Genomic DNA, 11,754 nt, shown 5'->3' on the forward strand with positions numbered 1-11,754 from the left:
CCGTTATTTTACAAGGTTCTGTTCGAGATTTTGCGGCCATGTTGCTTGCGCATCCAGCCGGACATACGCCATGCCCGGTAAGCCGGTTTTGACGTACTGGATGTATTTTTGCAGCAATTCCTGCGGTATTTGGGCGCGAACCCGGAACGTCAGTTTCTGACGTTCTTCTTCAGTCTCAACCGTTTTGGGCGTAAACTGCGCCACATCGGCAACGAAGGACACCTGGGCAGGGATGGTCAACTGGGGAGCCGCGTCCAGCACGAGACGTACGTCTGAACCAATTGAGGTCCGGCCAGCTTCTGCCGTTGGCAGGAAGAAGGTCATGTAGACGTCGCCAAGGTCCACGAGGTTCAAGACACGGCCACCGGCAGACAGAACCTCGCCGGGCTGTGCGATTCGGTATTGAATTCGCCCGTCGCGGGGTGCCGTCAAAGTGCTGTCGGCAATATCGGTTTCGATACTGTCAATTTGTGCCTTTGCCGCATCAACAGCTGCTTCGGCATCCACCACTTGCGCCTTAGCAGCATTGATGCCTGCATCAGAGGCAGCAAGCGACGCTTCTGCCGCAGCAAGTGTTGCCCTTGCAGCCTGCTCGGCCGCTTCGCTGTCATCGGCGACCTGCTGTGACACGGTATTGTTGGTCAATAGTTGCCGCGAGCGGGCATTGGTCTTCACTGCGGAATCGAGCTGGGCTTTGCGCTGTTCGATGACGGCTAGTGCAGATTTTCGTTCTGCCTCACGCTGGGCAACGAGGCTATGGGCCGTATCGACCGATATCTCCGCGCGGCGCCGCTGTGCTTCGGCCTGTCGTTTGCTGGCTTCCAGCTGGGCGGTGTCCATTTGTGCAAGTGGCTGGCCAGCCTTGACGAATTCACCTTCGCGAACCATCAACTCCTTGAGCCTGCCAGCTGTTTTGGTGGAGATGTCAATCTCCACGGCCTCTATACGACCATTGCTGGAGACAAAGCCTGCGGGCAAATTATCACCCCGCAGAACGGTCCAAGCGTAATATCCGACGCCGATGGCAATAACGGCGATGACGCCCCAAACCCAACCTCTTGCAGCTTTGAACATTACACTTAATCCGATTTATGGTTTTCGTGACTATGCATTAAGGGTTGAGGAAATGAACACCCTCTTGAGAGCCATGTCAAACGGCTTGGTGCCGCCACGCAATATAAATTTTCACATCTCAAAAAGGGCCAAGCCTTTGGCGCATTTTCGAAAATTGCAAAAAGTCAAAAGGCATTGACCGCTTAACTTCGTGGTATCGACATGGCGGTGTTTGGACATGTCGGTGGTGCTGTGGCTTTGCCGGCATTTGGAGATACGCAACTGGTCAATCAAGATTGATCTGAAAATCTCTTTAAAAAATTCAAGGTTTATGCGCCGTTGATGCGGGTTTTCCGTGTGAAGGTGTTTGGGGAAATCTGGAGCAAACCGGGCTATATCAAAAGTTCTTCTGACCCCATCAAACAACCTATCGTGCTAGGTCTGGTTCAGTCGACGATGGTCCGGCCTTTGCGGGATCGTAGTGCGGCTTCGAACAATGCCGAGTGTGCTCATGGACCTGCCGAAGATAAAAGCGCTGATTGATTTTGTCGGGCGAACCAACGTTACCGAACTGAAGGTCACGGAAAAGGACGTCACCGTTCGAATTTTCCGAACTGGCCACGAAATCTCTGCTGCAACGGTCACGACACCGACTGACGGCGTTCACGCTACTCTGCCGGATACGCAAACGGCACCCTCTCACAACAACAGTTCTGGCACATCCGTCCGTGCACCGATCTTCGGTGTTTTGCACCGTGCATCTGCACCGGGCCAGCCGCCATTCGTCAATATTGGCGATGTGGTGGAAGAGGGGCAGACACTTTTTATTATCGAGGCCATGAAAGTATTCAACAAGATCGCCGCGCCCTGTGCTGGCCGTATCACCTTCGTTACGGATGTTGATGGCGGAGAGGTCGAAACCAACAATTTGCTGGCGGAGATTGCGTGATGGCAGAGAATTTCGCCAGCTCTGATCCACTCTTTGATACGGTGCTGATTGCCAATCGTGGTGAGATTGCTGTGCGCATACAGCGCGCCTGCCGCGAGCTTGGCCTGAAGACAGTTTCGATTTGCTCTGAGGCTGACAGGCAAGCCTCCTATGGCGAAACGGCAGATCATTTTGTCTGTATTGGTCCTGCCAATGCGCGCAGAAGCTATCTCAATCAGGATGCCATTCTTCTGGCCGCCCGGTTAACCGGTGCAGGTGCCATTCATCCCGGTTACGGTTTTCTGTCCGAGAACACGTCATTTTCGGCAGCCGTAGAGGATGCCGGACTGACCTTTATCGGTCCAGATGCACGGTCCATTGCCACCATGGGTGACAAGATTACCGCTAAGAAGGCGATGATTGCCGCGGGTGTGCCATGTGTGCCAGGGCCGGATACGGCGCTTCCAGATGACCATGCCACGGTTGAGCAGATTGCCCGTGACATTGGTTATCCTGTCATCATTAAGGCCGCAGGCGGCGGCGGTGGGCGTGGCATGCGGGTGGTTCAGGAACCATCTGCGCTGATCGAAGCAATGACCCTGACGCGTGAAGAGGCGAGACAGGCCTTCGGCAACCCAGCGCTCTACATGGAGAAGTTTCTCCAGCATCCCCGTCATATTGAGATACAGGTGCTTTGCGACACCCATGGAAATGCGGTTTGGCTTGGGCATCGCGATTGTTCAATGCAACGGCGCCATCAAAAAGTGGTCGAAGAAGCCCCGGCCCCGGGTATTGCAGCCGATATCATTGAGCCTGTGGGTTTGGCGTGCGTGGAAGCCTGCCAGCAGATTGGTTATCGCGGCGTTGGCACGTTTGAATTTCTGTATGAAGATGGAAAATTCTACTTCATCGAAATGAATACCCGTTTGCAGGTCGAGCATCCCGTTACCGAAATGACCAGTGGTATCGACATCGTGCAGGCCCAGATCAAGGCGGCGCAAGGTGTACGACTCGATCTTCAGCAGGATGATGTTGTCTGTGATGGACACTCTTTCGAGTGCCGGATCAACGCCGAAGATCCCGATACATTCCTGCCATCGGCAGGGGCTGTCACAGACATTGCCTGGCCGCAAGGCGAAGGAGTCCGGCTCGATACCCATATCTATCCCGGTTACCGGGTGTCGCCCTATTACGACTCCCTGATCGCCAAGTTGATCGTGCATGCGCCGACGCGGGCTGAGGCCATCACCAAGATGCGAACCGCGCTCGCCGGGACACGCGTTGAAGGCATTTCAACCAACCTGCCTTTCCTGCGTGCCCTGTTTGAAGACGCGGCTTTTGCCCAAGGCGAAACGGACATTCATTATCTAGAAAAGTGGCTGAAAGCATGGAGAGCGGCATGAGCAGGCTCGATTTCACCGATCCCGCCTCTCTTGAAGCTCTGACGGAGATGTTGTCGGCTGCCGGTGTCGAAGGCTTGGAAATCTCCACGCCAAATGCGCAGTTGCGGCTGGTTATTTCCGTGCCAGAGACCGTGAGAACGTCTCCGTCTGCCGTGGCTTTGAAACCGACGAATGCGACATCCAGCACGACGGTGAAGGCACCGATTGCCGGGCATTTCCATGTGTCACATCCGTCTCTTGCCTCTGGGGCGGGTCAATTCCCCCGCTCGGTTGTTGCGTCCGATGTGATTGGATTTATCCGTATCGGCCAAATTCTCGTGCCCGTCCTTGCCGGCCGCACTGGCTTGTTAACCCGTCAGCTCGCCGAGCAGGATGCTCTGGTTGGCTTCGGTGATGTTTTGTTCGAACTCGGGCCTCAATCATGATTGCCAGATCAAGTATCCTTGCGACGCACCATGAAATTCAGCCTGTCGTTAAAGGTCGGGCAAATATTTCCTTCATCGGCTCACGCTCCTTCCTGCTAGAAGCGCCGGGTGAATTCGATTTGCCGGCACAGCGCTTTATCTGGGCGCTTTCGCAAACTGTAAGTGCATGGGCTGATGTCGCGGAAGTCATTCCCGGCATGACCAACCTTCTTACCCTTTTCAAGGAAACGCCTGCAGACCCCGATGCTGTCGTCGGCCGTCTGCTGGAAGCATGGGACAATGCCGCAAGTATCGATCTCTCGGGAAAAACGGTTGAGATACCGGTTCACTACGGCGGTGAATACGCAACGGATCTTGCCGCATTATGCGACTTTTCCGGCTTAAGTGACCGTGAGATTGTACGCATTCATCATGAAGCGACATACAGGGTATTTGCGCTCGGTAGCGCGCCCGGCTTTGGGTATCTGCACGGACTTGATGGCCGTATTTACATGCCACGCAAAACGGTGCCGTCCATCAAGATGGAAAAGGGTTGCGTGACAATTGGTGGCATGCAGACCGGTGTTGCCATGCTGACCGGTCCCAATGGCTGGAACTCAATCGGCTATGCGGATTTGAAAATGTTCGATCCAACGTCAGCGACACCGGCGCTTCTGGCACCTGGCGACACTGTCCGTTTTGTGCCAGCGAGGGTAGAGCTATGATCGAAATCCTCGAAACCGGCCCTTTTAATACTGTTCAGGATCTCGGACGTCCGGGCTTTCGTAATATTGGTGTCACGGCTGGCGGCGCCATGGATTCGCTTGCTGTAAAAACCGGCAATATTCTTGTCGGGAATGAGCCGGATGCGGCTGTCATTGAAGTGCAGACCTTTCCGTTCAAATTGCGTGTTTCTATGCCGATGATTTTTGCGGTAACCGGTGCAGATGGCCTGGTTCTTCTGAATGGCAAAGACGTGTTGCCATGGTGCGCTCATCTGGCCAAGGGCGGTGATGTGCTGGAATTGCGACAACCGGTTAAACGCGCCCGCGCTTATGTTGCTGTTGCCGGCGGATTGGATGTCCCGGTGCTGATGGGATCACGCAGCACGGCACTGCGCGGCAATTTCGGCGGCAATGACGGAAGGCCGCTTGCGAAGGGTGATCATCTGAAAACTGGCACGCAGGAGAATATTTTGCCACTGCCTGCAAGTGGCTTGGCGGTGGTGGAGCCATCACAAGCTTTGGCCAATGTCTTTCCTGACATCGTTGAGGGCGTGTTGCAGGTTCGCGCTATTCCGGCTGGCGAACATCATTTGTTTGCCGATGATGGTGAAGCCTTCTGGGGGCAGGTCTGGCGTATCTCGTCGCGCAGTGACCGCACAGGTTACAGGCTTTCCGGCGAGCCCATCAAACCGACCGAGACCAGAGAAATGCGCTCGCACGGCGTCGTTCCAGGCGTTGTACAGGTTCCGCCTGGTGGGGAGCCGATTATTCAGATGAGCGATGCCAATACCGCTGGTGGTTATCCGAAGATAGCCGGTGTGATCGAGGCTGATCTGTGGCGGCTTGGACAGGCAAATCCCGGCGGAAAGATCAGGTTCGTCCGGACCAGCCACGAAGAGGCACGCCAGGTTGAGCAAGCGGTAAAAACCTATCTAGAGGACATCAAACGGACTGCAGACATGGTCAAGCGCGCTTTGAAGGCGATGGCCTGAGCAGCAACCGGATCAAGAGGGAGGAACTGATGAAAATCGATCTCAATTCCGACATGGGTGAAGGTTTCGGCCCCTACCGCTTGTGTGACGATGACGCGATGATGAAGCTGGTGTCATCCGCCAACATTGCCTGCGGTTTTCACGGCGGTGATCCCGATACAATGGCGCGCATGGTGCGTTTGGCCAAGCAGAATGACGTTGGTATTGGTGCGCATCCGGGTCTGCCAGATCGAGCCGGTTTTGGCCGGCGTGAATTGCCGTTTCAACCCGATGAACTGCGCCACCAGATGCTCTACCAACTGGGCGCACTGATCGCGATTGCCAAGAGCGAAGGCGTTGAGGTTGGCCACTTCAGTTTCCATGCGGCGATGGGCAACATGGTCAATCGTGATCCGGTGCTTGCCGACATGATGATGAACGCCATTTCGGCTGTTGATCCCAAGCTGGTGGTCTTTGTAACCCCGCAAAGTGAAATTGAAAAAGCCGCCAAACGGGCCGGTTTGAAAACCCTTGCCCTGTTCCTGGCCGACCGTGCCTATGACGCTAAGGGTAACCTTGTTGCCCGTGGTCTTCCAGGTGCGTTGGTCAAAGATGAACCATCCGTGCGTGCCCGGGTTCGCCGTTTTCTGACCGATGGGACAGTTGAGGCTATCGATGGCGCCATTCTTGCCATGCCGGCTCGGTCAATTCTTGTGCATAGCGATACGCCGGGTTCGCTGGAATTGGCCGGTATCGTGCACAGCGAAATCATTGCTTCAGGTGCGACCCTCGCGCCAGCCGCAGAACTTGCGTCTTAACAGGCCGCTCATCGGCCTTCTCCTTCATCTCACAGAAAGATCATTCCGATGCCTTCTACCGCTGACAGATTGAAAAACGTCTCCATATCCGCTTCTGCTGCCATGACACAGCGTGCCAGAGAACTGGCTGCGCAAGGTATCAAGGTTGTCAGCCTGTCGTCTGGGGAACCGGATTTTCCGACACCTGCCCATGCCATTGAGGCCGCCCATGAAGCTGCTCTTGGGGGCCAGACAAAATATCCGCCTATGGATGGCACACCGGGGCTGAAGGCTGCTATCGCCAGAAAGTTCAAGCGCGACAACAACCTCACCTATGATGCAAGCCAAATCATCGTATCCGGCGGCGGCAAGCAGGTTATTTTTAATGCCATGCTTGCGACCTGTAATCCGGGTGATGAGGTGGTTATTCCAACGCCGTCATGGGTGAGCTATGCCGACATCGTCAAGTTTGCCGGCGGTGTGCCGGTTCCTGTTCCCTGTGTTGAAGAGACCGGCTTCAAGCTGCGTGCAGAAGATCTTGAAGCGGCAATCACGCCGCGTACCAAATGGCTGCTGTTGAACTTCCCGAACAATCCAACCGGTGCTGCCTGCTCACGGTCGGAAATGGCCGCAATTGCAGAGGTGATGTTGCGTCATCCGGATGTCTGGATCTTGACCGACGATATTTATGAACATCTCGTTTATGATGGGTTTGAATTCGGCACGATTGCTGATGTCGAACCACGTCTCTATGACCGTGTTCTGACGATGAATGGCGTTTCCAAAGCTTATGCGATGACCGGCTGGCGTCTCGGGTATTGCGCCAGCGGTTCAAAGGAACTGATTGCGGCGATCAGCAACGTGAACGGTCAAAATAGCGGTGGTATCGCCACGGTTACGCAGGCCGCAGCCATTGCAGCGTTGGATGGACCGCAGGATCTGTTGAAGGAACGCGCTGCAATCTATCGCGAGCGTCGCGATCTTGTGCTGGGCAAGCTGGCGGAAATTGAGGGTCTGCGTTGCCACAAGCCGGAAGGTGCATTTTACCTGTACCCGAACATGTCCGGGCTGATCGGCAAGACCACCAAGGGTGGCCGCAAGATTGAAGGTGACGTCGATTTTGTCATGGGGCTGGTGGAAGAACACCACGTTGCAACCGTTCAGGGCGCGGCCTATGGCATGAGCCCGTATTTCCGCATTTCCTATGCCACTAGCGTCGAAATGTTGAACGAAGGTTGCGCCCGTATCGCGCAGTACTGCAAGGATATGCGCTGATCAATTTGATCTGCCGGCCTGAATGTTGGGCCGGCAGGTAACTACCTTACAGTTTCAACTTTTCGGTCAGCTCGACCAGAATGTCCTTCACGGCAAATGCCGGTTCCGACAAAGAGTTCTGGTCGGATGTGCATAAGGACAGGGTTTCCTCGATACGAGGAGACAAGATACGACAGATCAGCGGTTCGCTTGTTTCTGAGACGATACGGTCGGCGATCGCTTTCGGCATGATGGTTGCGCCAAGACCATTGGCAACGGCACGTGCGAGAGTTCTGACAATCTCTACCTCTGCGACAACCTTGAGGTTGATGCGGCTTCGGGTAAAGGCCGTATCGACAGCACGGCGTACAAAATTGTACGCAGGCGGCATTAGCATCGGCATACCGTCCAGCGCGGCAATCGGCACCGGTTTTGAGTCCGCCTCGATGGCAAAATCCCGGTGCGCCACCAGATAAAACTCTTCACTCAGCAGTGGTTCGAAACGCACGCCCTTGATCGGGCCGACGCCATGAATCAGGGCCAGCTCAAGGCGGCCGTTCATGATCATCTGGCTATAGGTCTGTCCGACGCTTTCGGTCAGGTGAATGAGAATGCCTGGATGACGTTTGCGTGTTTCGGCCAGGAGATCGACCGACAATGTTGCTGCACTGCTGAAGGGTACGAGACCGACGGAAACCCGTCCGGCAATCGAGTTTCCAGCCGCCGATGCATCCACCTGTGCCTGTTCCATCTGGCGCAGAATGATCTGCGCGTGACGGTAAACAGCGTGGCCGGCATCGGTCATCGTCACACCCTGCTGGCTACGGATGAGCAACTTCTGGCCAAAATGTTCTTCAAGCGCTGCGAGCTGCTGGCTGAGGGCCGGCTGTGCGAGATGCAGAATATCTGCCGCACGCGTGATGCTGCCGCTATCAACAATGACGATGAACGATTTTAAACGTCTTATATCCATGTTTTTTCAAATGGTTTTGGGTGGCGCGCAGATTACAGGCTCGGCCAGGTTTTGCAATGCAGGCCCTTGTATGAATTTCGTAATTCGCTGTGGTGGATTTTCGCCAATCCCGTACGGAAAAGCTGTTTTCTGCCCTCCATAAAAGTTCCTTATTACTCCAAAAGTAATCGGTCTTAGGCAAGAGCCCAAAGCTTAGCTAATGTTCATGGCAACAAATAAAGGGGATCAGAATGCCATTCTCCGATTACAAGACCGCTTTGGTCACCGGCGCTTCATCCGGTATCGGCGCAGCAGTTGTAGAGCGGCTCCGTCGCGAAAATATTGAAGTTCATGCTGTTGCCCGCAGTGCGGATGCGTTGAATGAACTTGCAAATCGTACTGGCTGCATAGCGCATGCTATAGATGTTACCGATCGAGCAGCGCTTGCCACTCTCTCCGAGAAGGTTCAGTTCGATATTCTGGTTAATAATGCCGGTGTCGACAGGCCGAAAAAATTTCTGCAGGCTGATGCCGACGACATTGATCTTCTTGTCGATGTGAACCTGCGTGCGGTTCTGCATATCTGCCGCCTGATCGTTCCGGGCATGGTGGAGCGCGACCGCGGTCACGTCATCAACATTTCGTCGATTGCCGGCAATTACAACTTTGGAGGAAACTCCACCTATCACGCCGTCAAGGCTGGTGTTGCCATGCTGTCGAACCAGTTGCGGCTGGATGCATTTGGCAAGCGTGTCCGTGTGACGGAAATCTGCCCGGGCCGGGTTGCGACGGATATCTTCAATCACGTTCACGGCAATGACCCGAGCGTACGTGAACGTTTTATCGACGGTTTTGAATTGCCGAAGGCCGAAGACATCGCCGATGCAATAGCCTTTGCCATCGCAGCACCGGTAGCTGTCAATATTGGTCACATGGAAATTACGCCGACCTTGCAGGTGATGGGCGGTCTTCAAACTGCCAAGCCACAAACTGCCGCGCAGTCTGATGCCACCAAGGAGCCAAAGCCGTGAGCGGCTTTGATCTGATGTCCGTCCTGAGCAATCAGGAGTACATCGGGATGCTGCTCCACGGCATCAAGATCACATTTGCTATCTTCCTTGGCTCGTGGTCGCTGGCCATGTCACTAGCGCTGGTGCTGTTGTGCATCCGCTTTTCGCCGTTCAAATTCGGTGATCGTCTTGTTGCGGCATATGTTTCCTACCATCGTAATGTGCCGACACTGGTACAGTTGATGTTGTGGTACTTCGGTATCTTTACGTTGCTGCCGTCGGGACTGACAAACTGGCTGACGGATCATAACGCCGAAGCAGTGTTTGCCGTGGTAGGGCTTGGACTTTGTCAGGCCGCCTATTTCAGTGAGGATTTGCGGTCAGGTTTGCGCTCGGTCAGTCCGGGGCAGATGGAGGCGGCAAAAGCACTGGGGCACGGTTATCTGTCGGCCATGCGCTTCATCATCATGCCGCAAGGTGTGCGTAATGCATTGCCGCCGCTCATCAACCACAGCGTTTCCCTGTTCAAGAACAGCAGTCTTGCTCTGGTTATCGGTGCGTCCGAATTGACCCATGCGGTCAAGGAAATTGAAAATCTCAGCTTCCAGACCTTTGAAATCTATCTGGTTGGAACTGTTCTTTATCTCTTCTTCTCGCTGTTGATCATGGCTGCCGGAGCTTATCTGTCGATGCGTCTGGATCCTGTATGGAGGGCACGGGCATGATCGGAGATATGATCACCATCATCCAAGACTACTGGCTGCTTTTGTTGATCGGTCAGTACCCGAATGGTCCGCTTGGTGGCCTTGCCAACACGCTTATTCTGTCAGCGCTCGCTATTGCCTTTGCGTTCCCGGTCAGCATTCTCATGGCCATGGCACGCCTGTCCAAATGGCGCATGGTCCGGTGGCCGATCACAGCGCTTGTTTATGTCACACGCGGCGTACCGTTGCTGATGCTGATCCTGTGGACCTACTTCCTCATCCCGTTGTGGACGGGCGCTGATGTACCAAGCTTCGCCATTATGCTGGTGACGCTCGTTGTCTATCAGGGCGCATTCCTTAGCGAGGTTGTCCGGGCTGGTATTGTTGCCCTAGGGGCAGGCCAGATGGATGCAGCAAGAGCGCTGGGTCACAGCTATCTCAGCGCCATGCGTTTTATCATCCTGCCGCAGGCGCTCTATAACATGATCCCGAGCATGATCTCGACCTTCGTTGCGACGATTAAGGATACGACGCTTGGTTATGTCATTAACGTGCCGGACCTTACCTTCGCGGCAAGTCAGGTTAACAACCAGCTTCTGACGCAGCCCTTCCAGGTCTTCCTCATTCTGGCAATCGTTTATTACGCCATCTGCTGGAGCCTGACCTATCTCGCCAATGCTGTTGAGCGCCGTATTGCCAAGCGTCGCGCGGGTGTGGTTGCCCGCCCGCAACCGGAAACGCTGGCGCAGGCCAAAATCATAACGGAGCAGCCATGACCACGACATCATCATCGAAAGAGCAGACGATCCGTATCTCGAATGTCTGCAAAAGCTATGGCGACTATCAGGTTCTGAAAAATGTTGACGCTGAGGTGGCGCGTGGCGAAGTGGTGGTCATCTGTGGTCCCTCGGGTTCCGGAAAGTCGACGCTGATCCGCACCGTTAATCGTCTTGAGGAAATCAACAGCGGTTCGATCACGCTGGATGGCCAGGACATTCATGCGGCGACAAAAACGAAGGAACTCAACCTGCTGCGTAGCCGGGTTGGTTTCGTGTTCCAGAGCTTCAATTTGTTTCCGCATCTGTCGGTGCTGGAAAATGTGACGATCTCGCCCATCCGCGTCAAAGGTGTTGCACCTGATGTAGCCCGCGACAAGGCATTGAAACTTCTGGATCGAGTTGGTCTGGCCGACAAGGCTGGCGCTTACCCGGCTCAATTGTCCGGCGGTCAACAGCAGCGTGTGGCGATTGCCCGCGCTTTGGCGATGGAGCCTCCGGTCATGCTGTTCGATGAGCCGACAAGCGCGCTCGATCCTGAAATGGTTGGCGAAGTGCTGGCCGTGATGAAGGGATTGGCCGCAGAAGGCATGACCATGATGTGTGTCACGCATGAAATGGGCTTCGCCCGCGAAGTTGCCGACCGCATCTGGTTCATCGATGCCGGTGAAATTATCGAAAAGGCAACGCCTGAAGAGTTTTTCACCACACCACGCCATCCGCGCGCGCAGCGGTTCCTTTCCGATCTGCGTCACTGATACCAAGCAAAATCATAAG

General features: G+C 54.8%; 13 protein-coding genes. 11 read left to right on the top strand and 2 right to left on the bottom strand.

From position 1 onward, the window contains the following. Positions 1-3: 3 nt before the first annotated feature. Positions 4-1,074 (bottom strand): HlyD family secretion protein, encoded by a 1,071-nt coding sequence (locus tag M2418_RS20195; protein WP_259148793.1) that lies wholly within the window; start codon positions 1,072-1,074, stop codon positions 4-6. 490 nt (positions 1,075-1,564) lie between these two features. On the opposite strand from M2418_RS20195, the gene M2418_RS20200 reads away from it, so the two are divergent. From M2418_RS20200 to M2418_RS20230, 7 genes are read left to right on the top strand one after another with little or no spacing between them, the layout of a single operon-like run. Further along, a complete protein-coding gene (locus M2418_RS20200) occupies positions 1,565-2,002 on the top strand; it encodes an acetyl-CoA carboxylase biotin carboxyl carrier protein subunit (protein ID WP_259148904.1) in 438 nt (145 codons plus the stop codon). Continuing rightward, on the top strand, positions 2,002-3,384 hold the full coding sequence (gene accC, locus M2418_RS20205; RefSeq protein ID WP_250984512.1) for an acetyl-CoA carboxylase biotin carboxylase subunit: 1,383 nt from the start codon (positions 2,002-2,004) through the stop codon (positions 3,382-3,384). The genes M2418_RS20200 and accC overlap by 1 nt, the downstream gene beginning before the upstream one ends. Beyond that, positions 3,381-3,809, top strand: a complete 429-nt coding sequence (locus tag M2418_RS20210) for an acetyl-CoA carboxylase (protein ID WP_250984513.1) — start codon at positions 3,381-3,383, stop codon at positions 3,807-3,809. Before accC ends, M2418_RS20210 begins: the two co-directional genes overlap by 4 nt. Beyond that, a complete protein-coding gene (gene pxpB / locus M2418_RS20215; RefSeq protein ID WP_250984514.1) occupies positions 3,806-4,513 on the top strand; it encodes a 5-oxoprolinase subunit PxpB in 708 nt (235 codons plus the stop codon). The genes M2418_RS20210 and pxpB overlap by 4 nt, the downstream gene beginning before the upstream one ends. Continuing rightward, positions 4,510-5,505, top strand: a complete 996-nt coding sequence (locus M2418_RS20220) for a biotin-dependent carboxyltransferase family protein (RefSeq protein WP_250984515.1) — start codon at positions 4,510-4,512, stop codon at positions 5,503-5,505. The genes pxpB and M2418_RS20220 overlap by 4 nt, the downstream gene beginning before the upstream one ends. A gap of 29 nt (positions 5,506-5,534) precedes the next feature. Beyond that, positions 5,535-6,302, top strand: a complete 768-nt coding sequence (locus tag M2418_RS20225; protein WP_259148794.1) for a 5-oxoprolinase subunit PxpA — start codon at positions 5,535-5,537, stop codon at positions 6,300-6,302. A gap of 48 nt (positions 6,303-6,350) precedes the next feature. Next, positions 6,351-7,556: a pyridoxal phosphate-dependent aminotransferase gene (locus M2418_RS20230; RefSeq protein WP_250984517.1), complete on the top strand. Its 1,206-nt coding sequence runs from the start codon at positions 6,351-6,353 to the stop codon at positions 7,554-7,556. Between the two features lie 46 nt (positions 7,557-7,602). On the opposite strand, the gene nac is transcribed toward M2418_RS20230, so the two are convergent. Then, positions 7,603-8,508, bottom strand: a complete 906-nt coding sequence (nac, locus tag M2418_RS20235; RefSeq protein WP_192489722.1) for a nitrogen assimilation transcriptional regulator NAC — start codon at positions 8,506-8,508, stop codon at positions 7,603-7,605. A gap of 230 nt (positions 8,509-8,738) precedes the next feature. On the opposite strand from nac, the gene M2418_RS20240 reads away from it, so the two are divergent. From M2418_RS20240 to M2418_RS20255, 4 genes are read left to right on the top strand one after another with little or no spacing between them, the layout of a single operon-like run. Next, positions 8,739-9,518 (top strand): SDR family oxidoreductase, encoded by a 780-nt coding sequence (locus tag M2418_RS20240; protein WP_250984518.1) that lies wholly within the window; start codon positions 8,739-8,741, stop codon positions 9,516-9,518. Then, positions 9,515-10,222 carry an amino acid ABC transporter permease gene (locus tag M2418_RS20245; protein ID WP_259148795.1) on the top strand — a complete coding sequence of 236 codons (708 nt, stop codon included), beginning with the start codon at positions 9,515-9,517 and terminating at the stop codon, positions 10,220-10,222. Before M2418_RS20240 ends, M2418_RS20245 begins: the two co-directional genes overlap by 4 nt. After that, positions 10,219-10,977 carry an amino acid ABC transporter permease gene (locus M2418_RS20250; RefSeq protein ID WP_192489719.1) on the top strand — a complete coding sequence of 253 codons (759 nt, stop codon included), beginning with the start codon at positions 10,219-10,221 and terminating at the stop codon, positions 10,975-10,977. The genes M2418_RS20245 and M2418_RS20250 overlap by 4 nt, the downstream gene beginning before the upstream one ends. After that, complete coding sequence (locus M2418_RS20255; RefSeq protein WP_192489718.1) at positions 10,974-11,735, top strand: amino acid ABC transporter ATP-binding protein; 762 nt, start codon at positions 10,974-10,976, stop codon at positions 11,733-11,735. The genes M2418_RS20250 and M2418_RS20255 overlap by 4 nt, the downstream gene beginning before the upstream one ends. The last annotated feature ends 19 nt before the right edge of the window (positions 11,736-11,754 follow it).

This window comes from Rhizobium sp. BIGb0125 (assembly GCF_024810055.1).
Taxonomy (GTDB): Bacteria; Pseudomonadota; Alphaproteobacteria; order Rhizobiales; family Rhizobiaceae; genus Agrobacterium.